Source organism: Achromobacter sp. SX5, from assembly GCF_056711425.1.
Genome location: NZ_CM160041.1, coordinates 1,909,566 through 1,930,708, shown reverse-complemented (window position 1 = coordinate 1,930,708; position 21,143 = coordinate 1,909,566). Strand labels below are relative to the sequence as shown.

The window sequence follows — 21,143 nt, the reverse complement described above, 5'->3', positions numbered from 1 at the left end:
CCGCTTAAGATTTCTGGCCTGCGGGCTCGGCCGGCTTGGCGTCCGGCTTGGCTTCGGGCTTGGCTTGCGGCGCTGCGGCGGGCTGGGCGCCCGGCGCGGGCGCCGCGCCCTGCTGCTTGGTCCAGGGGCTGGCCTTGACCGGCGCGCCCGGGCGGACCTTCTGGAAGCCTTCCACGACCACCACGTCGCCGGCCTTCAGGCCGCTGGTGACGACCCATTGGTTCTTGATGGCGCCGCCGGTGGTCACCGGCACCTGCTCGATCTTGTTGTCCTTGACCAGCATCAGGCTCTGCATGCCGTCGGCCGTGCGCTGCAGCGACTGCTGCGGCACCATCAGCGCCTTGTCGTCGACGCCCTGCTCCAGGCGCACGCGCACGTACATGCCGGGCAGCAGGATGCCGTCGGGGTTGGGCACTTCGGCGCGCAGGTTGACCTGGCCGGTGGACGGGTCCACGGTGATGCCGGTGAACAGCAGCTTGCCGGGATGGTCGTACTCGGTGCCGTCTTCCAGCACGATGGTGGCGCGCGCCATGTCCTTGCCGACCTGCTGCAGCTTGCCGCTGGCGAAGGCGCGGCGCAGCGACGCCAGTTCCGCGGTGGACTGGGTGAAGTCCACGTAGATCGGGTCGAGCTGCTGCACGATGGCCATCTGCGTGGCGGACGTGGCCTCGACCAGCGCGCCCTCGGTGACCAGCGGCTTGCCGATGCGGCCCGTGATGGGCGAGGTGACGTCGGTGTAGCCCAGGTTGATGGCGGCATTGTCCTGCGCCGCCTTGGCAGCGGCGACCGCGGCGTCGGCCTGGCGGTACGAAGCCACGGCGTTGTCGTATTCCTGCTTGCTGACGGCGTTGGCCTTGACCAGCGGCGCGTAGCGGTCGGCCAGCAGCTTGGCGCTGAACAGGTTGGCCTGCGCCTGCTTGAGCTGCGCGGTGGCCTGATCGTAGGCGGCCTTGTAGGGCGCCGGGTCGATCTTGAACAGCAGCTGGTTTTCCTTGACGTCGCCGCCCTGCTCGAAGGTGATCTTCTGCACGATGCCGGTGACCCGCGAACGGATCTGCGCATCGCGCACGGCGTCGACCCGGCCCGGCAGCTCCGACACGATGGGCGCGCGCTGCGGCTGGATCGTGATGACGCTTACCTGCGGCATGCCTGGATTCATCTGCGGCTTTTCGCCGCAACCCGCCAATATCAGCGCGAGGACGCCGCCCGAAAAAGCCAGCCTCGAAACACGTTTAGGCGAAAACCGCATTGAAACCCCCGCGTAGGTATCCGTAGTCGCGACAAGCAAGCGCGTTATTTTTCCGCGACTTTTGCCCGCGGTCAAAATAACGCATTCGTCATCAAGGTGTTTGAATAGCCCGTTAATGTAACTCAGTTATCGGGGAAACCACGGATTTTCATCTCGCAAAATCGCCCGCGCGCGCCGGTTTGCGGCATGGAATCAACAATCTGCGCCCTCAGGTGCGCGTGCCATTGCGGTGTATGTCGTGGGTCACGAAGCAGCTGTTCTCGGTGGGCCGGTCCAGGATGCCGGGCTTGGCGAGGGTATGGCGTATATCGGCCAGCCCCGCTTCCCAGTGCTCGCGCATGGCCTCGGTGCCGAATTCATAATCCTTGGAAAATCGCTCTTCGTGCTTGGATTCGTATATCAAGTTGACGATATTGGTGGCCGGCGTATGCGAGAGCTTGCGCAATTCCGCCAGGTCGGCGGCGTTGCGCTCGGCCTCGGGCAGGCGCTCGAGCAGCCGCTGCAGCCCGTGGCGCAGTTTCAGCACGCGCCGCAGCTGGTCGGTGACCAGGCGGGTCCGGCTCGAATACTGGATGTCCTTCTGGCGCTCGGCCACGTCTTCCAGCGAGGCCGGCAAATTGCCGCGCGCCGGCCATAGATCGACCTGGAACGCCAGGGTGTCGCGCATGGTGTCGGTGGTCAGCACCTGCGCCAGCGGCGTATTCGAGACGAGGCCGCCGTCCCAATAATGCTGGCCGTCGATTTCGACCGCCGGAAAACCCGGCGGCAAGGCGCCCGAGGCCATGATGTGCTCGGGTTCCAGCTTGTGCTTGAGGCTGTCGAAATAGGCGAAGTTGCCGCTGCGCACGTTGACCGCGCCGAAGCTGGCGCGCACCGCCCCGCTGTTGAGCAGATCGAAATCCACGAATTGCCGCAACGTCGCGGCCAGCGGCGTGGTGTCGTAGAAACTGGTGGAGGCCGCGCCCTGCCCGCGCACCAGATACGGCGGCGGCACGCGCGGCTTGAAAAACCCAGGCTGCCCGGAGAACAGGGCCTGCATCGCCGATATCTGCCCGTTCAGCACCGGCGAGCCGAAGCCGAACGGCACGCCGGCGAACATCTGCGCCAGCGTCTCGCCCCAGGGCAGCGCGGCGAAACCGGCCGGGCGGCAGATGCTTTCCCAGAAGCCGCGCAGCCGCTCCACGCGCTCGTCCTCGGGCGAGCCGGCGATGATGGCCGCATTGATGGAACCGATGGAGATCCCCGAGATCCAGTTGGGCCGGATGCCCGCCTCGTGCAGCCCCTCGTAGACCCCGGCCTGGTAGGCGCCGAGAGCGCCGCCGCCCTGCAGCACCAGGGCGACGACTTCGTAGGGCGGCGTATCGCCGGTGTTCCTGGACTGTGCCTTGCGGCGTGCGCTCATGCGGGAATTCCTTGCTGCTAGGGTTTGCTCTGCTTGTCCGGCACCTGCGGCGCGGCCACGCCGGCGCGGAACGGATACTTGGCGAAGATCTCGGCGACGACCTGGTCCACCTTCTGGGGGGAGCCGGTGCTGTCCGGGTCCTGCACCTCTCCCACCGCCACGCCTTCCCACACCAGCTGCCTGCGGCGCGCGTCGACCAGGTCGATGTTCAGGGTGCCCTCAGTATATTGATAGACGTCCTCGCCCCAGCCGTAGCCGGGCCAGCCGCCGTAGAAGCCCGCGCGGTAGCCGTAGTACGGCCCCATCGGGGCGGCCGGGGTGACCTGCGTCTTCTGCTGCATCTTGGCGCCGAAGTTGACCAGCAGGTCGGGACTGGAGGCGCTATAGGTGTAGCCGCGCATCTCCATCTGGCTGCGCGTGGCGTTCTTGAGCCGCTCGGTCAGCAACGTGCTGTAGCCGGCCCGGTCCGTGCCCAGCGGCGTCATGAAACCGAACGTGCGGTACTGGGCGAAATCGGCCTGGTGGTCGTAGTCGCCTTTCACCGTGGGGCCCGAGGCGCAGGCCGCCAACAACCCCGTCATGGAACCCGCCGCCAGCCATTTCAACGCTTTCATGTCGTTTTCTCCGAGAGCCCAAGGCGCAAACATAGTGCCGCGAAGCCCGCGAAATATCAACAGAATCTCATTCTCACCGTGCCCGCGCGGCGCGCCGTCCAGTACACTCTGCGCCTGTCTACACACCGCACAGGCCCGCTACCGATGTTGGAACTCGACGGCTCGATCTGGTTTCGTTCCGGCGCCCAGACCTGGGGCGGAAAAAACCGCATAGACCTGCTGGCGCAGATCGACGCCACCGGCTCGATCACCAACGCCGCGCGCGCCGTGGGCATGAGCTACAAGGGCGCCTGGGACGCCATCGACGCCATGAACAACCTGGCCGGCGAACCGCTGGTGATCCGTGCGGCCGGCGGCAAGGGCGGCGGCGGCACCCGCCTCACCGATCGCGCCCGCCGCCTGATCGCGACCTTCCGGGCGCTGGAGGCGGAACACCGCAAGTTCATGGAAAACCTGACCCGCGCCGGCCTGGACGCCAGCGGCGACATCGACCTCATGAGGCGCTTCATGCTCAAGACCAGCGCGCGCAACAAGCTGTTGGGCACCGTCATCCAGGTGCGCGCCGGCGCCGTCAACGACGAGATCGTGCTGCGCATCGCCGGCGGCCAGGCCATCACCGCCACCATCACCCGCGAAAGCACGCAGGAACTGGACCTGGCCGTGGGCAAGGAGGCGATCGCGCTGATCAAGGCCTCGTCGGTCATCGTCGGCGCGCCCGGACCGGGCCTGCGCCTGTCGGCGCGCAACCAGCTGCCGGGCACGATCTCGGCGCTGCATCCGGGCGCGGTCAACAGCGAGATCCTGATTGCGCTGGAGGGCGGGGTCACGCTGGCGGCCATCGTCACCAACGAAAGCGCCAAGGACCTGGGGCTGGACGTCGGCGCGGACGCGGTGGCGATCTTCAAGGCTTCGAGCGTGATTCTCGGGGTGCTGGATTAAGGCGGTCCGGGAGATTACACGCCCACGTCCGCGTCATGGCGGCGCACGCTGCCCTCGCCCACTTCGAACACTTCGTCGGCCAGGGCGTCCACGTCGGCGGGGTCGTGCGTGATCAGCAGCATGGGCACGTCCAGCTGGCGCTGCAAGGCGTTGAGCTCCAGCCGCATTTTGCCGCGCAGCTGCGCGTCCAGGGCCGAGAACGGTTCGTCCAGCAGCAGGATGTCCGGCTGCAGCATCAGGGCGCGCGCCAGCGCCACGCGCTGCTTCTGGCCGCCGGAGATCTCGGCGGGATAACTGCCTACGATGGCGCCCAGTTCGAACGCTTCCACCCAGCGGCGCGCCTGCGGGCCGACCTCGCGTCTGGGCGGGTTGAGCCAGCCGCGGCGCAATCCGAACGCGATGTTCTGCGCCACGGTCAGGTGGGGAAACAGCGCGTAGTCCTGGAACAGATAGGCCACGCGGCGCGACTGCGCCGGCAGGCAGATGCCGGCCGCGGCGTCGTAAAGCACGCGGCCGTTGATCTCGATGCGCCCGGCGTCCGGGCGCAGCAGGCCGGCCACCGCGCGCAGGGTCAGGCTCTTGCCGGCGCCGGACGGGCCGAACAGCGCGATGCGCTTGGCCGAGGAATCGAAGGCCACGTCCAGCGAAAAACGCCGTTCGCCCGACTGCATCTGCTTGCGCACCTGGATGCTGACGCTCATCGCGCGCCCTCCTCGCGCCGCCCGCCGGCCAGCGGCACCAGCCTGCCGGCCAGCAGCAGCACCACGATGCAGGTCGCGGAAGTCACCAGCACCAGCAGGTTGGCGGTGGCGTCGTCGCCGGCCTGCACCGCTTCGTAGATCGCCACCGACAGGGTCTGGGTGCGTCCGGGCAGGTTGCCGGCGATCATCAGCGTGGCGCCGAATTCGCCCAGCGCGCGGGCGAACGCCAGCAACACGCCGGCGGCGATGCCGCGCGCGGCCAAGGGCAGCGTGACGCGGAAGAACACGCCCGCCTCGCACACGCCCAGCACGCGCGCCGCGTTCTCCAGCTGGCCGTCCACGTTCTCGAAGGCGGCGCGGGCCGACTTGAACACCAGCGGGAAAGCCACCACGGACGCGGCGATCACCGCGCCCTGCCAGGTGAATACCAGCTCTATGCCCCAGCCGGCCAGCGTCTCGCCGATGACGCCGCGCCGGCCCAGCAACACCAGCAGGTAATAGCCCAGCACCGTGGGCGGCAGCACCAGCGGCAAGGTGAAGATGGCGTCCAGCAGGTCGCGGCCCGGCCAGCGCCAGCGCGACAGCGCATAGGCCGCGGCCGTGCCGGACACGGCGGCCAATAGCGTTGCCCAGCCCGCCACTTTCAGGGAAAGCAGCAGCGGGACCCAAACCGGATCAGTCATGGGCGCCTACGATTCAACAGGTCTCAGGGCTTCTGGAAGCCGTAGCGCGACAGTATCGCCTGACCGGCGGGAGACAGCACATAGGCGACGAAACTTTCGGCTTGCCTGGCCGCCGCGTCGCGCGCCGTGATGGCGATGGGATAGGTCACCGGCGTCTGCGAGGGCACGCGCACCGCGATCCTGACCTTGTCGGGCATGATGGCCGCGTCGGTGGCGAACACGAAGCCCGCGTCGACCTCGCCGCGCGCCACGTAGTCCAGGCTCTGACGCACGTTCTGGGCCAGCACGCTCTTGGCCTGCACCGCGTCCCACAGGCCGGCGGCCTCCAGCGCGCCCTTGGTGTAGCGCCCCACCGGCACCGAGGCCGGGTTGCCGTAGGCCACGCGCTTGATCTCCGGGCGCGTCAGGTCCTCGAGCGCCGCGATGCCCGCCTTGCTGTCGGCCGGCACGATCAGCACCACCTGGTTGGCGGCGAAGTCCACCCGCGACGCCGGCCGCACCGCTTTCTCGGCGACCGCCTTGTCCATGGCTTTCTGGTCGGCCGAGGCGAACACGTCGGCCGGCGCGCCCTTGACGATCTGCTGCAGCAGCACGTCGGAGGCGCCGAAATTCAGGATCACCTTGGCGCCGGCGTGCGCTTTCTCGTAGCCCTGCGCCACTTCCTTGAACGCGTTGGTCAGGCTGGCGGCGGCCGACACCACCAACTCGCCGGCGTGGACGCCGCCGCCCCAGGCAAGGGCAAGCGCCGCGGACAGCGTGACGAGGGGACGTTTGAACATAGTTTTCTCCGTGCAGACTCACGAAATATATATAGGTATATAACGATCGTCAATTTGGCTCTGCGCGGGAGATTGAGCCAGATCAAGCAAAGAGGCGGCCTCAGCCGCGCGCCACCGTGGTGACGTTCACCGACTCGGGCGCCAGCAGTTCGCGCAGCCGTTCCAGCGCGAGTTCGGGCCGGGCCGCGCCGCACATGAAGATGTCCAGGGCCGCGTAGCGGTGCTCGGGCCACGAATGGATGCTGATGTGGGATTCGCTCAGCATGACTACGCCGGTCACGCCGGCGCCCTCGCCGAAATGGTGGAAATGGGCGCTCAGCACCTGCGCCCCGGCGGCCCGGGCCGCGTCGACCAGCTGCCGCTCCAGCGCCTGCGGATCGGACAGGCGCCCGGCCTGCACGCCGCGGAAATCGGCCAGCACGTGGCGGCCGGCGGTGGCGTGCACGGTCACTTGTGGAACCCGCCGGAAGACCAGCCGGAACTGCCCGAACTGCCGCCCCAACCGCCGCCGCCCCGATAGGCGCCGCCCGGGGAGCTGGCGGCGCTGGTCGCGGCCAGCACCACCACCACGGCATAGATGGCATACAGGATCTTGCCCATCGCGCTATTCGTCCTTGCCGGAAAATCTGTCCGCCAGCACGGCGGGAACCCAGAGGAACGCCATGCCGATCACGATGGGCATGAAGTGTCCGCTGAAAATCTCGTCCAGGTTGAGCGCGCCCAGCCCGATCATGGCGATCCAGGCCCACTTGCGGTAGCCGCCGTCCTGCGCGGCGCGGCGCGGCGCGGCCTTCTGCCCGGCCAGTTGGGGCTTGCCGAACCACCGCGCCACCTGGGCGGCCCCCACCGGCGTGCTTGCCGACCAGCCCAGTTCGGTGTCGGTCAGTTCGCGCGTGAGCTTGAGGCTGGTGGCCTGGTAATCCGTGATCGCGGTGCTGTCGCCCACTTTCACGCGCCAGTTGAAGGCGCCCAGCGCCAGTTCGACGCGCGAGGTGTAGTCGTACAGCTTCTTGTACAGCTTGGAACGCCAGCGCACGCTGGTCGCGTCGTTATGGCTGGGCCAGCTGTCGCAGACCTGCACGCGCTCCCAGCCCTCGTCCGTCTCCACCAGCCAGATAAAGCCCTTGGTGGGATTGAACAGCAGGTATTCGATCCAGTCCGAAGGCTCTTCGGGATCGGGATCGGCGCACTTCATCAGGCCGATGATGGTGTAGGCGGCACCGTCGATCTCGGCGCGCGCGCCCAGCGCCAGCGTGGTCTGGATCGCCTCGACCTTGCGCGCCTTCTCGATGACCTCGGCCGTGGGGCCCGAGCAATCGACCGCCGCCGCGCACGAGGGGCAGATCACCTGCGTGGCCAGGGCCGCCACGAAGCTTATCGGGGCGCCGCAATTGGGGCAGTCCAGCGCCTTGATCTGGCCGCGGAACCGGCCGGCGGTTTCCTCCACCTGCTCCGGGCTGCGCAGCGACGCCGCCTGCATGGCTGACAGGTCGAACGCCTTGCCGATATAGAGCACCGGCTCCGGCCCGTCGGAATAGTCCAGCGTCAGGAACGTGTCCAGGCTGCGGAAGTCCGCGGCCCTGGCCTGCCAGCCGTCGCCGGGCACGAAGGGCAGCTCGCCCTGCGCGCCGCCGGCCTGGCTGACCCGCACGTCGGCGGCCGTGTAGCGCTGGCCGTCCAGCTTTATTTCCACGCCCGGCGCGATTTCCTCGAACGGCGGCATGCCGTGCGCGTCCTTGACCTTGCGCCGCCGGGTCACGGCGTACTGGCCCGAAGCGTCCGACAGCCAGCCGTCCGAGCCGTCCTCGAACCACAGGTACCACTCGTTCCAGTAGCCTTCTTCGTAGCGCAGCTGGATGCGGCCGATGACGTCGAAGCGCTTGTCCTCGTACTTGCCGGCCGCGCCCAGGCACAGCGGCGAATAGTCCTCCAGCACCTCGGCCGTTTCGCCGATGCGCCGGACCGAGTCCGCATCCTTGAGCAAGGTGCTGCGGCACGCGCCGCAGACCGCCATCACGGAAGCCGTGGAGGTGAACTTGACGGGAGCGCCGCACTGCGGACACAGAACCTGTTGCATGCGTGGGCCAGGTCCTAGCTGGTGAGTTTCTTCAGCACCTCGGCCTTGGCCGAGTCATAGTCGGCCGCCGTGATCAGCCCCTTGTCCAGCAGGTCCTTGAGCTGCTGCAGGCGCTGCACCGGGTCCGCGCCTGCAGCGGGCTGCGCAGGTTGCTGGCCCGGCTGCGCGGGCGGCTGGCCCTGCGCCGCGCCCAGCCCCTGCGCCATGGTCTGGCCCAGCGCCGCGCCGGCGGCCAGGCCCGCGCCGATGCCGGCGATGCCGCCTTCGTTCTGCGCGGCCAGCGGAATCGAGGTGGCGGTCTGGTACTGGGTGAACTTGCCGAGGTCGCCGGCCATGCCCATCGAGATCCGCGTGTCCAGCGCCTTCTGCAGTTCCTCCGGCAGCGAGACGTTTTCCACCGTGAAGTTGTCCAGCCTGACGCCATAGCGGTCGAACACCGGCGCGAGCTGTTCGGCGATGCTTTGCGACATCAGGCCCTGGTTGCCGGCCATGTCCAGGAACGGCACCTTGGAGCCGCCCAGCGCCGTGGTCATGGCCGCAACCACCATGTTGCGCAGCTGCGCTTCCAGGTCGTCGACGGTGTATTCATCGCGCGTGCCGCTGACTTCGCGGTAGAACTTGCCCGGGTCGGAGATCTGGTAGGAATACACGCCGAACGCGCGCAGCCGCACCATGCCGAATTCGCTGTCGCGCAGCGTGACCGGCTGCGCCGTGCCCCAGCGCCGGCCCAGCTGCAGCCGCGTGCTGAAGAAGATCACGTCCGACTTGAAGGGCGACTCGAACAGCTTGTCCCAGTTCTTCAGGTAGGTCAGGATCGGCAGCGTCTGCGTGGTGAGCTTGTACATGCCGGGGCCGAACACGTCGGCCACCTTGCCTTCGTTGACGAACACCGCCATCTGCGACTCGCGCACGGTCAGGCTGGCGCCGTACTGGATTTCGAAGTCCTGCATCGGATGGCGCCAGGCGAGCACGCCGTCGCGATCCTCGTTCCATTGCAGGATGTCGATGAACTGCTTGCGGATGAATGAACCGAGACTCATGGAAAGTCCTCCTGTCGGGTCGGAGACTGCCCGCCTTGCGTGTCAGGTCAGGCAGGCGGCGTTGACGATGCCGGCGGCGATCGAGATCGAGCCGATCAGGCCGCCCATGGCGATATTGTTTTCCCTGATGGCGTCGTTCATTCCGCGGATGGCCTGCGCCACCACCACGTAGACGACGATCTGCACCAGCATGGCGGCCAGACCCCAGACCAGGAACATGACGAAGCTGGCGTGCAGCGCGATGCTGGAGCCCAGCGTCAGGCTGAAGCCCACCAGCGCGCCGCCGTAGGACAGCGCGGCGGCGATGTTGCCTTCGTGGATCAGCTCGAATTCCGGGTAGCGCGTCACCGCCGTGTAGACGGCCGTGAAGACGCCCAGCATCGCGAGCGCCGAAGCCATGTAGATCAGATAGGTCACCGCCGGATGCATTGCTTCTCCCATTGCCAGCCCTCCAATTGCGCGCAGTATATACGCCGGCTTCGATATACTGCGAACGCTCTTCGTGTCGGACATCCCATGCGCGACCGCGTACTCATTCTTTCGGTATTGATCGTCGCTTCCTGCGGCCTGGGCTACGAGCTCATCAGCAGCGCGCTGGCCAGCTATCTGCTGGGCGATTCCATCCTCCAATTCTCCTCCGTCATCGGCTGCTACCTGTTCGCCATGGGCATAGGCTCGTGGTTGTCAAAATATGTAAAAGACGAAGACGTTTTGAATCGATTCATCGACGTGGAGCTGCTGGTCGCGCTGCTCGGCGGCGTGTCGGCGGCGGTGCTGTTCCTGGTCTTCGCGTGGCTGTCCGCGCCGTTTCGCGCCGCGTTGTACGTGGGCGTGTTCGTCATCGGCATGATGGTCGGCATGGAGATCCCGCTGGTGATGCGGGTGTTCAACCAGCGCAAGGCCGAGTTCCGCGAGATCGTCAGCCGCGTGCTGACCTTCGACTACCTGGGCGCGCTGGCCGTCTCGCTGGTGTTCCCGTTGCTGCTGGCGCCCAAGCTGGGGCTGCTGCGCACCAGCTTCCTGTTCGGCATGCTCAACGCCGGCGTGGCGCTGTGGACCACCTGGCTGTTCCGCAGCGAGGTCCGCCGCCCCGGCGAGCGCGCCATCCGCGCCAGCGTGGTGATGGGGCTGCTGGGCCTGGGCTTTCTGTATTCCGGCAACATGACGGCCTGGGCCGAGAAAGGCCTGTACGGCGACGAGGTGGTGCATGCCGAAACCACGCCGTACCAGCGCCTGGTGGTCACGCGCTGGCACGACGACCTGCGCCTGTACATCAACGGCAACCTGCAGTTCTCCTCGCGCGACGAACACCGCTACCACGAATCGCTGGTGCATCCGGGCCTGCAGGCCCTGCCCTGGGCGCGCAACGTGCTGGTGCTGGGCGGCGGCGACGGCCTGGCCGTGCGCGAAGTGCTCAAGTACAAGCAGGTCGAGCGCGTGACGCTGGTGGACCTGGACCCGGCTATGACCGGCCTGTTCTCGCGCTCCGAGCCGCTGACCCGGCTGAACGGCGGCTCGCTCACCGACCCGCGCGTCACCGTCGTCAACGAGGACGCCGGCCGCTGGCTGGAAACCCATGCCGAGGTCTACGACTTCATCATCGTGGATTTTCCCGACCCGTCGAACTTCGGCCTGGGCCGCCTGTACTCGGTGCCCGTCTACCATCTGATGGCGCGCCACCTGGCCGAGAACGGCTATCTGGTGGTGCAGTCCACCTCGCCCTACTTCGCGCCGCGCTCGTTCTGGAGCGTGGACGCCACGCTGAAAGAGGCCGGGCTGAACACCTGGCCTTACCACGTCTACGTGCCCTCTTTCGGCGACTGGGGATTCATCCTGGCGGGCAAGCGCCGCGACTACGCGCCGCCCGGGAAGATCACAGTGGCCACGCGCTACCTCGACCCCGCCACGACGCGCGAGCTGTTCCATTTCCCGGCCGACATGCCGGCGCTCGCGATGCCGCCCAACCGCTTGAATGAGCAGTCGCTCGTGCGCTATTTCGACGAGGACTGGCGCCAGGTCATCCGCTGATGCGCCGCCGCAGCTTCCTGTTGGGCGCGGGCACGGCCGCGGTCGCCGGCGCCGCCGCCGGCTACTGGCGCTCGCGCATCGTCGAGACCACGCCCCAGGTGCATTACCCCGGCATGCAGGCCGGCCACGCGCTGCGCGACGGCGCATCCTGGCCGCAGCCGGCGTCCGTGCGCCGCCACGGCGTGGCGATCCTGGGCGCCGGCGTCGCCGGCCTGTCCTGCGCCTGGAAACTGGCGCGCGAAGGCCATACCGATTTCATCGTGGTGCAAGGCCCGGAGTTCGGCGGCAACGCCGCCGGCGGCAGCCGCGACGGCCTGGACTATCCGCTGGGCGCGCACTACCTGCCGCTGCCGTCGCTGGCGTCCTCGCACGTGCGCGAAATGCTGGCCGACTTCGGCGTCATCCAGCGCGGCGCGGGCGAGGAGCGCCCCTACTACGACGAGGCCGTGTTGGCGCACTCGCCCCAGGAACGTCTGCTGCGCGACGGCCGCTGGGAAGACGGCCTGCTGCCCATGACCGGGCTGCCCGAGGCGGACGTGGCCCAGCACCGGCGCTTCCTGGCCCTGATCGAGCGCCTGCGCGGCGCCACCGGCAGCGACGGCCGCAAGCTCTTCTGCATTCCGCTGGCGCTGTCGTCGCGCGATCCCGCGTGGCGCGCGCTGGACGCCATCACGTTCAAGCAGTGGCTGCAGCGCGAAGGCTATACCTCGCCGGCGCTGCACTGGTATCTGGACTACTGCTGCCGCGACGACTATGGCGCGCGCTACGACGTGGTCTCGGCCTGGGCCGGCCTGCATTATTTCGCCAGCCGCGACGGCCATGCGGCCAACGCCGCCGAGGGCGCGGTGCTGACCTGGCCCGGCGGCCTGTCGGTGCTGGCGGCCAGGCTGCGCGACGCGGTCACGCGCAAGCTGGGCCATGACCGATGGCTCGTGGCTGGCGCCGCGGTGCGCGTCCAGGACACGCCCGCCGGCCCGCTGGTCACCTGCCTCGCGCCCGGCCCCGCGGCCTCGGCCTACAGCGTGCAGACCCGCCGCACGGTGTGCGCGATGCCGCTGTTCGTGGCCCAGCGCATCCTGCCCGACATCCGCGCCTACGGCTACGACCCGGCCGTGCACGCGTCCTCGCACGCGCCCTGGATGGTGTCGAACTTCGTCATGGACGGCTACCCGGCCGAGGCGCCGGGCGAGCCGCTGTCCTGGGACAACGTGGTCTACGGCGGACGCGCGCTGGGCTACGTCGTGTCCACGCATCAGCTGCTGCGCGTGGCGCCGTCGCCGCGCAGCGTGTTCAGCGCCTATCACGCGCTCAGCGGCCAGACGCCGCGGGCCGCGCGCGAATGGCTGGCGTCCGCCAGCCCCGAAGCCCTGCGCGACGAAGCCGCCGCCGACCTGATCGCGGCCTACGGCAAGGCGTTCTGGCGCAACGCGCGGGCGCTGGAGATCACGGTGCGCGGCCACGCGATGGCCTCGCCGCTTTGCGGCTACCTGTCCAACGCCGGGCTGGCGGCGCTGCGCGAGGTCGACGGCCCGGTGCTGTTCGCGCATGCCGACCTGTCGGGCTATTCCGTGTTCGAAGAAGCCGCGTGGTGGGGCGTGGTCGCCGCCGGCCGCATCCTGGGGCAGGCGCCGCCCACGGCCTGAGGGGGCTGCAATACAATTCGGCGTCCCGCCGGCGGCCCGGCGGCTTTTGGCGGAATCCCTATGGCAGCGAAGCAGGTCATCGTTCTCGGCGCGGGCATCGTGGGCGTGTGCTGCGCGCTCGAACTGTTGCGCCGAGGCATGTCGGTCACCCTGGTCGACCGGCAGGAGCCCGGGCGCGAAACCTCGCTGGGCAATGCCGGCGTGATCGCCCGCAGCTCGCTCATGCCGTTCAACCATCCCGGCCTGTGGACCCAGCTGCCGCGGCTGCTGAAAAACGACAGCGTGCAATTCCGCTATCGTCTGCGCTATCTGGCGCGCAACCTGGGATGGGCCGCGCGCTTCCTGCTGAACGCCCGGCCCGCCGTGTTCCAGGAAACCGCCGCGGCGCTGGACGGCCTGATCCGCCTGTCCGCCCCCGAGCACCTGCGCCTGCTGGGCGAGGCCGGCGCCTTGCCGCGCCTGCGCGACACCGGCTGGGTCTTCCTGTACCGCTCGCAACAGGCCTGGGAAGGCGCCGAAGCGGCGCGCCGCGCTTATGCGCAATTCGATGTGCCGACCCAGGCGCTGAACGCCGCCGAACTGGCCGCGATGGAACCGGCGCTGGCGCCCATCTTTCCGCGCGCGCTATGGATACAGGGCTCGTATTCCGTCGACGACCCGCACGAAGTCACGGCCGCCTACGCGCGGCTGTACCGCGAGCGCGGCGGTGCCTATACCCGCCTGAACGCCCGCGCCATCGGCCGCGACGGGCAACGCTGGACGGTGCGGGGCGACGGCGCCGCGCTATCGGCCGACCGACTGGTGGTGGCCCTGGGCCCGTGGTCGAAAAGCCTGCTGGCCACGGCCGGCATCGGCCTGCCGATGGCGTTCGAACGCGGCTATCACATGCACTACAGCGGATTGAACGGCGCCAGCCTGTCGCGCCCGGTGTACGACACCGGCGGCGGCTACGTGCTCTCGCCCATGGCCCGCGGCCTGCGGCTGACCACGGGGGTGGAGCTGGACGCCTGCGAGGCGCCGGCGCGCGGCGTGCAGCTGGAGCTGGCCGAGGCCCGCGCGCGCGAGGCCTTCCCGCTGGACCGGCGGCTGGACGCCAGCGCCTGGCTGGGCCGGCGCCCCACCCTGCCCGACAGCCGCCCGATGATAGGCGAGGCGCCGCGCCATCCCGGCCTGTGGCTGGCGCTGGGCCATCAGCATATCGGCTTCAGCACCGCGCCGGGCACGGCCAGGATACTGGGGGAATTGATGGCCGGCGAAGGCGACGCGGCGCGCCACGCGGCCTTCCGGCCGGGGCGCTTCCTGTAGGCCGCCCCGGGCCGCCGGTCAGCCCAGCAGCAGCGCGTCGTCCGACAGCTTCTCGCCGCGCACGCGCTCGAACATCTGCAGCAGGTCCGGCACGTCCATGCCGCGGCGCTCGTCGCCGGAGACGTCCAGCACCACCTGCCCCTGGTGCAGCATCACGGTGCGGTCGCCCACGTCCAGCGCCTGGCGCATGCTGTGGGTGACCATCATGGTGGTCAGGTGGCTTTCGGCCACGATGCGGGCCGTGAGCTGCAGCACGAAGTCGGCGGTGCGCGGGTCCAGCGCCGCGGTGTGCTCGTCCAGCAGCAGGATGCGCGACGGCTGCAGCGCCGCCATCAGCAGGCTGACCGCCTGGCGCTGGCCGCCGGACAGCAGGCCGATGCGGTCGGAGAGGCGGTTCTCCAGGCCCAGGCCCAGCGTGGCCAGGCGTTCGCGGAAGCCCTCGCGCATCGAAGCCTTGACCGCGCGGCTGTAGCCGCGGCGCGCGCCGCGCATCTGCGCCAGCGCCATGTTCTCTTCGATAGTCAGGTCTTCGCAGGTGCCGGCCATGGGGTCCTGGAACACCCGCGCCACGCTGCCGGCGCGCGCCCACACGGGCTGGCGCGTGACGTCCACGCCGTTGATGTCGATGCGGCCCGAATCGACCGACAGGTCGCCCGACACCGCGTTCAGGAAGGTGGACTTGCCGGCCCCGTTGGAACCGATGACGGTCACGAACTGGCCCTGCGGGATTTCCAGCGACAGGCCGCGCAGCGCGCGCGTCTCGATGGGCGTGCCGGCGTTGAACGTGATTTTCAAATCTTTGGCGGACAACATTTCAGTACTCCATTAATACACTCACCGCCTGAACCCTGCACGGCCCGATCGGGGCCGCCGGGGAGCCGGCTCTGCCGGTCCCCGCGCGGCGCCCCCCAGGGGGGAGGCGCCGCAGGCGCTTCGGGGGGGTTACTTCCTGACTAGACGGCGCTTGAGCATGGGGATCACCAGCGCGATCGTCACCAGCACCGCGGTCACCAGGTTCAGGTCCTGCGCCTTCAGGCCGATGAAATCGCTGTTCAGCGCCAGCGCGATGAAGAAGCGGTAGACGATGGCGCCGATGATGACGGCCAGCGTCGCCAGCACCAGCTTGCGCGACGGCAGGATGCTCTCGCCCACGATCACGGCGGCCAGGCCGATCACGATGGTGCCGATGCCCATGGAGATGTCCGACCCGCCCTGGGTCTGCGCGAACAGCGCGCCGGCCAGCGCGACCAGCGCGTTCGACAGCGCCATGCCGCTCAGGATCATGCGGCCGGTGTTCACGCCCTGGGCGCGGGCCATGCGGCCGTTGGAGCCGGTGGCGCGCACGGCCAGGCCGGTCTGGGTGGCGAAGAACCAGTCCAGCGCGAGCTTGGCCAGGATCACGATGACGACCAGGATCAGCGGCCGCGCGACGTAGTCCGACAGCCATGCGGGCTGCAGGATGGTGAATACGGTGGGTTCGGTGATCAGCGGCACGTTGGGCTTGCCCATGATGCGCAGGTTGACCGAATACAGGGCGATCATCATCAAGATGCTCGCCAGCAGGTCCATGATCTTGAGCTTGACGTTCAGCCAGCCGGTGACCAGGCCCGCGCAGGCGCCGGCGATGGTGGCGATGACGGTGGCCAGGAACGGGTCGGTGCCCGACGCGATCAGCGTGGCGCAGACTGCCCCGCCCAGCGGGAAGCTACCGTCGACGGTCAGGTCCGGGAAGCGCAGCAGGCGGAACGAGATGTACACGCCCAAGGCCACCAGGCTGAAGATCAGTCCGATCTCCAGTGCGCCCAACAACGAAAACAATGACATGGGTCAAATCCAGATGAGGTAAGAAACGAGCATATTAAAGAGTTGAAACGTCGGACTTCTTGCGTTTGCGGGTCAGTTTTACCCCAGCTTTCGCAATAAACGTTTCCCGAATCGCGATTTTCTCTCGTTTCCTGCCAAAAGCTCTCCCGCGCCGGGCGTAGTACGCCGGCGAAACTCAGAATCATCCGGGGAGACAGGCTAGACAAAAACGCAAGAAAAACCCCGCTCACGCTGCTGGAGCATGGCGGGGCTTGTACGGTTCCGGTTTACTTCACGACCACCGCAGCCGACTTGAGCACGTCGTCGGACAGGGTCACGCCCTGCTTGGCGGCCGCGCCCGGGTTCACGTAGAGCTCGAGCTTGGAGCTGGTCTCCGAGGCGATGGCGCCGGGCTTCTCGCCCTTGAGGATGCGCACCACGATCTTGCCGGTCTGCACGCCCAGGTCGCGGTAGTTGATGCCCAGGGCGGCGATGCCGCCGCGCTTGACGCTGTCGGTGTCCGAGGCGATCAGGGGGATCTTGGCGTCGTTGCCGACCTTGACCAGCGATTCGTAGGCCGACACCACGTTGTTGTCGGTGTTGGTGTAGATGACGTCGACCTTGCCGATCAGGCTGCGGGCGGCGGAAGCCACGTCCACCGAGCGCGGCGCGGCGGCCTCGACCAGGCTCATGCCCGACTTGGGCAGGATTTCCTGCAGCTTCTTGACCACCACGACCGAATTGGCCTCGCCCGGGTTGTAGACCATGCCCACGCGCTTGGCGTTGGGCACGATGCGCTTGATCAGCTCGACCTGCTTGTCCAGGGCCAGCAGGTCCGACACGCCGGTCACGTTGGTGCCCGAGGCTTCCATGCCGGGAACCAGCTGGGCGGCGACCGGATCGGTGACGGCGGAATACACCACCGGCACGTCCTTGGTGGCGGCCACCACGGCCTGAGCCGACGGCGTGGCGATGGCGACGATGGCGTCGGGGCGGTCGCCCACGAACTTGCGCGCGATCTGCGCGGCGGTGCCGTTGTTGCCCTGCGCGCTCTGGTATTGCCACTTCAGGTTCTTGCCCGGCTCGTAGCCGGCCTGCTTGAGGGCGTCCTGCACCCCGTCACGCACCGCGTCCAGCGCCGGGTGCTCGACGATGGCGGTGACCGCCACCGACTTTTGCTGCGCGGCCACCGGCGCGGCGATAGCCAGCGCCAGTGCCATGGCGCCAACCGTCAGAAAATGTTTTTTTCCGATCAGCATAGGTAAGCTCCTTGAACCCTTGGTTTTTGTCGATTATTACGGCGCCGCCGGCGGCTACCCGCCGGCCGGGCCACGATAAAGCCGTATAGTCTAACTTGCCGCCAAGCAAAATGACTTCGGGGAATCCCTGTGACGAAACATGTCGCCGCGCCCCGTCAACCGCTACAGAGGCCTCATCATGATCAAACGCGCACTGGGCCGTTCCGGCCTGCAAATTCCCCCGCTGACCTTCGGCGGCAACGTCTTCGGCTGGACCGTCGACGAGGCCGGCACGTTCTCGCTGCTGGACGCGCTGGTCGACGCAGGCCTGAATTTCATCGACACGGCCGACGTATATTCGCGCTGGGTCAAGGGCAACCAGGGCGGCGAATCCGAAACCCTGATCGGCAAATGGCTCAAGCGTTCGGGCAAGCGCGACCGCGTGCTCATCGCCACCAAGGTCGGCATGGAGATGGGACCCGACGCCAAGGGGCTGGCGCCGGCCTACATCCGCCGCGCGCTGGAAGCGTCGCTGGCGCGCCTGCAGACCGACTACGTGGACCTGTACCAGTCGCACGAGGACGATCCCGACACCCCCCTGACCGACACGCTGGCCGAATACGCCAAACACATCGAGTCCGGCAAGGTGCGCGCCATCGGGGCCTCGAACTACACCCCGGTGCGCCTGTCGGAAGCGCTGATCGCCAGCGAGCGGCACGGCCTGCCGCGCTACGAGAGCATCCAGCCCGAATACAACCTGTACCGCCGCGAGACCTTCGAATCCGGGCTGCAAAGCCTGGTGAAGACGCAGCAGATGGGCACGATCAACTATTACGCGCTGGCCAGCGGCTTTCTCAGCGGCAAGTACCGCACGCCGGAAGACGCCGGCAAGAGCGTGCGCGGCCGCCTGATCGTCAAGACCTATCTCAACGACCGCGGCCTGCGCATCCTGAAGGCGCTGGACGAGGTCTGCGAAGAAGCCGGCTGCACGCCGGCGCAGGCCGCGCTGGCCTGGCAGATCGCGCAGCCCGGCATCACCTCCCCTATCGTCAGCGCCACCTCGCTGGACCAGCTGGACGAACTGGTCAAGGCCGCCAGCCTGACGCTGACGCACGAGCAACTGGCCAAGCTCAGCCAGGCCAGCGAGTGGCGTTGACCGGACGCTAGAAGCGCTGGGTCAGCGTGACCAGCGCGGTGCGGCCCTCGCCGTAATAGACCGAGTTGTAGAAACCCATCGCGCGGTAGTAGCGCTTGTCCGCGAGGTTGCTCACGTTGAACTGCAGCTGGGTCTGCGGCCCCAGGTCGTAGCGGGCCATCAGGTCGAACAGCGCATACGGCGCCTGCTCCACCGAGGCGGACTGCTCCCCGTAGTACCCCAGCGCCCGGGTGCGGCTCTGCCAGCGCACCCCGCCGCCCACCACCAGCCTGTTCAGGACGCCCGGCAACCGGTAGGCGGTGCTGACCTTCAGCATCTGCTCGGGCTGCGTGGTCTGAACCTTCCTGCCCTGGTTATCCTTCGACACGCGGTAGGTATAGCCCAGGAACAGGTTCCAGCCGGGCGTCATTTCGCCGGCCAGTTCCAGTTCGAACCCGCGGGTGCGGGTGCCGTCCAGCATCTCGTACCAGGACTCGTTGCGCGCGACGTCGAAGCCGCCGTATTCGGCCACGTCCTTCTGGTTGGTCTGGAACACGGCGAACGAACCGTTCAGGCGGCCTTCCAGGTAAGACGCCTTGATGCCCGCCTCGTAGTTGTGGCCGTAGGCCGGGCCGGTCATTTCCCAGTCTCGGGTCTTGTACATCTGCGGCTGGAAGATGTTGGTATAGCTGGCATAGGCGGTATAGGTGTCGTCGAGATCGTAGGTCACGCCCAGGTAAGGTGTGAGTTCGGAATAGCGCTGCGATTGCGACAGCGTGGTCGGGACCGCCTCCGGGGACCATTGGTTCCAGCGGTATTCGTCGGCCTCCCAGCGCGTCCAGCGCGCCCCCGCCAGCAGATGCAGGCCGCTGGCGAGATTGAAACGCGCCGTGCCGAAAATGCCGGTCTGCGTGGTGCGCAGCTGCTGGTCCGAGACCGCCTGGTCCCAAACCGGTTCGGGCCAGTCGCCGCTCCAGTCATGGATGTTGGGAATCGGATAGCTCGCCTGGTCGGAAGAGTTCCAGCCCTTGGTGCGACTGCGCGTCCTGGAATGCGAGAAGCCCAGATTGAATTCATGCGTTGCGCCAAACAGGCCGAAGTCGCCGTTCAGAGAGCCTCCGTAGACGTCCTGTTCGCTATTGCCGCGGTATTTGCGCAGGGTCGGCGTGCCAGACAGATAGCCGGTTTCGGCGTCGACCGGGAAGTCCGCGGCGAACAGCAACGAGGCGTCGAAATCGTTGTCCAGGCGCGAATACGACAGGCGGCCTTCCCAGCCGTTGGCGAAACCATGTTCGAGCTGGGCGAAGTATTCGGTGGAGTCGGTGTCCCAGGTGGTCCACTTGGCGCCCACCGTCTGCCCCTTGCGCCAATCGACCTGCTCGCCGTTGGTGTCGAATATCGGCAGGCCGCCCCACATCACGCCCTTGGGACGCGAGCGCTGCGCGGACGCGCCGGCGCTGAGCGTGGTCGATTCGGCGATGTCCGCCTCGACGATGCCATAGGCCACGTCGCGCTTCTTGCTGTAGAGATCCAGGGTATCGCCGCGCCGCTCCTTGGCTCCGACCACGCGGGCGCGCACCGCGCCCGAACCGGTGAGCGGCGCCGACAAATCGACCTCGCCGCGATAGGTGTCGTAGCTGCCGCCCATGGCCCTCAGGCTGCCCTGGAACTCGCGCGTCGGCCGTTTGCGAATGAAATTGACCGACCCGCCCGGATTGCCGGTGCCACTCATCAGGCCGGTCGCGCCGCGGATGATTTCCACGTGGTCATAGATGACCGGGTCCAGATTGCCTTCGCCGAACTGGTAGGTATTGTCCAGCGGCTTGACCACGCCGTCGAACTGCATGGTGTCCATCTGGAAGCCGCGCGAATAATAGCTGAGCCGGTCGGTCTCGCTTTGCTGGACGTTCATGCCGGTGGCGTGTTCCATGACGTCGCGCACGCTGCCCATGGCCTGATCGTCGAGCTGCTGGCGCGTCACGATACTGGTGGACTGGGGCGTGTCGCGCTGCGTCAGCACCAGGCCGTTGGCCGACCGCATCCAGTCCGCGGTATAGGAGCCGCTGCCTTCGGTGGTTGCGCCGGCGCCCAGCACCACCACGGCGTCGAGTTCGGCCGTCTGCGCGCCGGGGGCATGCTGCAGCAGATAATCGCCGTCGGCGCGGCGCACGGCTTGCAGGCCGGTGCCGGCCAGCAGCGCCGCGAAGCCCTGCTCCACGCCATAGGCGCCGTGCAGCCCGGCGGTCTCCATGCCCGCGGCCAGCGCCGGGTCGAAGGACAGCAGCACGCCGGCCTGCCGGGCGAAACCGGACAGCGCCGCGCCGAGCGCGCCGGCCGGCACGTCCACCGAATGCAGCGCCGGCACGGCACCCGCAGGCTGGGCCAGCGCGGGCAGGACCGCGGCGCCGGCGGCCGCGGCCAGCGCCAGCGCGGCCAGGGCCTGCATGCGCGGGCGCGCCGGCGCGACGGGACGGGAGGAGGAAAAAGGCAGAGACATATCGTTGGTT

At 68.0% G+C, this 21,143-nt stretch carries 20 protein-coding genes; 5 read left to right on the top strand and 15 right to left on the bottom strand.

Going from position 1 to position 21,143, the window contains the following annotated elements; translation table 11 throughout:
- Positions 1-4 precede the first annotated feature (4 nt).
- The 3 genes from AC1M14_RS09100 to AC1M14_RS09090 all read right to left on the bottom strand — a co-directional run bounded on the left by AC1M14_RS09100 (position 5) and on the right by AC1M14_RS09090 (position 3,265).
- A complete protein-coding gene (locus tag AC1M14_RS09100) occupies positions 5-1,249 on the bottom strand; it encodes an efflux RND transporter periplasmic adaptor subunit (RefSeq protein ID WP_479731434.1) in 1,245 nt (414 codons plus the stop codon).
- 208 nt (positions 1,250-1,457) lie between these two features.
- On the bottom strand, positions 1,458-2,651 hold the full coding sequence (locus AC1M14_RS09095) for a patatin-like phospholipase family protein (protein WP_209165203.1): 1,194 nt from the start codon (positions 2,649-2,651) through the stop codon (positions 1,458-1,460).
- Between the two features lie 17 nt (positions 2,652-2,668).
- Positions 2,669-3,265: a DUF4136 domain-containing protein gene (locus tag AC1M14_RS09090; RefSeq protein WP_102772370.1), complete on the bottom strand. Its 597-nt coding sequence runs from the start codon at positions 3,263-3,265 to the stop codon at positions 2,669-2,671.
- A gap of 144 nt (positions 3,266-3,409) precedes the next feature.
- Between AC1M14_RS09090 and AC1M14_RS09085 the strand changes: the two genes are divergently transcribed.
- Positions 3,410-4,204 carry a TOBE domain-containing protein gene (locus tag AC1M14_RS09085; RefSeq protein ID WP_111824671.1) on the top strand — a complete coding sequence of 265 codons (795 nt, stop codon included), beginning with the start codon at positions 3,410-3,412 and terminating at the stop codon, positions 4,202-4,204.
- A gap of 14 nt (positions 4,205-4,218) precedes the next feature.
- Here the strand turns inward: AC1M14_RS09085 and AC1M14_RS09080 are convergent, their stop codons facing one another.
- From AC1M14_RS09080 to AC1M14_RS09045, 8 genes are all read right to left on the bottom strand, one after another.
- On the bottom strand, positions 4,219-4,905 hold the full coding sequence (locus tag AC1M14_RS09080) for an ATP-binding cassette domain-containing protein (RefSeq protein WP_479731432.1): 687 nt from the start codon (positions 4,903-4,905) through the stop codon (positions 4,219-4,221).
- Complete coding sequence (modB, locus tag AC1M14_RS09075; protein WP_102772374.1) at positions 4,902-5,588, bottom strand: molybdate ABC transporter permease subunit; 687 nt, start codon at positions 5,586-5,588, stop codon at positions 4,902-4,904. Before modB ends, AC1M14_RS09080 begins: the two co-directional genes overlap by 4 nt.
- Positions 5,589-5,611: 23 nt before the next feature.
- Positions 5,612-6,367, bottom strand: a complete 756-nt coding sequence (gene modA / locus AC1M14_RS09070) for a molybdate ABC transporter substrate-binding protein (protein ID WP_209165202.1) — start codon at positions 6,365-6,367, stop codon at positions 5,612-5,614.
- 100 nt (positions 6,368-6,467) lie between these two features.
- Positions 6,468-6,818 carry an adenosylmethionine decarboxylase gene (speD, locus tag AC1M14_RS09065; RefSeq protein WP_102772376.1) on the bottom strand — a complete coding sequence of 117 codons (351 nt, stop codon included), beginning with the start codon at positions 6,816-6,818 and terminating at the stop codon, positions 6,468-6,470.
- Positions 6,815-6,967 (bottom strand): hypothetical protein, encoded by a 153-nt coding sequence (locus AC1M14_RS09060; RefSeq protein WP_168202097.1) that lies wholly within the window; start codon positions 6,965-6,967, stop codon positions 6,815-6,817. The genes speD and AC1M14_RS09060 overlap by 4 nt, the downstream gene beginning before the upstream one ends.
- A 4-nt stretch (positions 6,968-6,971) precedes the next feature.
- Positions 6,972-8,444 carry a DUF4178 domain-containing protein gene (locus tag AC1M14_RS09055; RefSeq protein ID WP_111824668.1) on the bottom strand — a complete coding sequence of 491 codons (1,473 nt, stop codon included), beginning with the start codon at positions 8,442-8,444 and terminating at the stop codon, positions 6,972-6,974.
- Positions 8,445-8,458: 14 nt separating this feature from the next.
- Complete coding sequence (locus tag AC1M14_RS09050; RefSeq protein ID WP_102772378.1) at positions 8,459-9,484, bottom strand: SPFH domain-containing protein; 1,026 nt, start codon at positions 9,482-9,484, stop codon at positions 8,459-8,461.
- Between the two features lie 42 nt (positions 9,485-9,526).
- Positions 9,527-9,913 (bottom strand): DUF350 domain-containing protein, encoded by a 387-nt coding sequence (locus AC1M14_RS09045; RefSeq protein WP_102772379.1) that lies wholly within the window; start codon positions 9,911-9,913, stop codon positions 9,527-9,529.
- 87 nt (positions 9,914-10,000) lie between these two features.
- Here AC1M14_RS09045 and AC1M14_RS09040 point away from each other — a divergent pair, with 87 nt between their 5' ends.
- From AC1M14_RS09040 to AC1M14_RS09030, 3 genes are read left to right on the top strand one after another with little or no spacing between them, the layout of a single operon-like run.
- The gene (locus AC1M14_RS09040) at positions 10,001-11,512 is read left to right on the top strand and encodes a polyamine aminopropyltransferase (RefSeq protein WP_111824667.1); all 1,512 of its coding nucleotides are present in this window, start codon (positions 10,001-10,003) and stop codon (positions 11,510-11,512) included.
- Positions 11,512-13,155, top strand: coding sequence for an NAD(P)-binding protein (locus AC1M14_RS09035; RefSeq protein ID WP_479731431.1), 1,644 nt, complete (start codon positions 11,512-11,514; stop codon positions 13,153-13,155). Before AC1M14_RS09040 ends, AC1M14_RS09035 begins: the two co-directional genes overlap by 1 nt.
- A gap of 60 nt (positions 13,156-13,215) precedes the next feature.
- Positions 13,216-14,460 (top strand): NAD(P)/FAD-dependent oxidoreductase, encoded by a 1,245-nt coding sequence (locus AC1M14_RS09030; protein ID WP_479731430.1) that lies wholly within the window; start codon positions 13,216-13,218, stop codon positions 14,458-14,460.
- Between the two features lie 18 nt (positions 14,461-14,478).
- Here AC1M14_RS09030 and AC1M14_RS09025 read toward each other — a convergent pair whose 3' ends face one another.
- From AC1M14_RS09025 to AC1M14_RS09015, 3 genes are all read right to left on the bottom strand, one after another.
- A complete protein-coding gene (locus AC1M14_RS09025; protein ID WP_102772393.1) occupies positions 14,479-15,273 on the bottom strand; it encodes an ABC transporter ATP-binding protein in 795 nt (264 codons plus the stop codon).
- A gap of 129 nt (positions 15,274-15,402) precedes the next feature.
- A complete protein-coding gene (locus AC1M14_RS09020) occupies positions 15,403-16,284 on the bottom strand; it encodes an ABC transporter permease (protein ID WP_102772394.1) in 882 nt (293 codons plus the stop codon).
- A gap of 266 nt (positions 16,285-16,550) precedes the next feature.
- On the bottom strand, positions 16,551-17,522 hold the full coding sequence (locus tag AC1M14_RS09015; protein ID WP_102772395.1) for an ABC transporter substrate-binding protein: 972 nt from the start codon (positions 17,520-17,522) through the stop codon (positions 16,551-16,553).
- A gap of 178 nt (positions 17,523-17,700) precedes the next feature.
- Here AC1M14_RS09015 and AC1M14_RS09010 point away from each other — a divergent pair, with 178 nt between their 5' ends.
- Entirely contained in the window at positions 17,701-18,657 is a 957-nt protein-coding gene (locus AC1M14_RS09010; RefSeq protein ID WP_102772839.1) for an aldo/keto reductase, read from the top strand.
- A 7-nt stretch (positions 18,658-18,664) separates the two neighbouring features.
- Here AC1M14_RS09010 and AC1M14_RS09005 read toward each other — a convergent pair whose 3' ends face one another.
- Complete coding sequence (locus AC1M14_RS09005) at positions 18,665-21,133, bottom strand: TonB-dependent siderophore receptor (RefSeq protein WP_479731429.1); 2,469 nt, start codon at positions 21,131-21,133, stop codon at positions 18,665-18,667.
- Positions 21,134-21,143 lie beyond the last annotated feature (10 nt).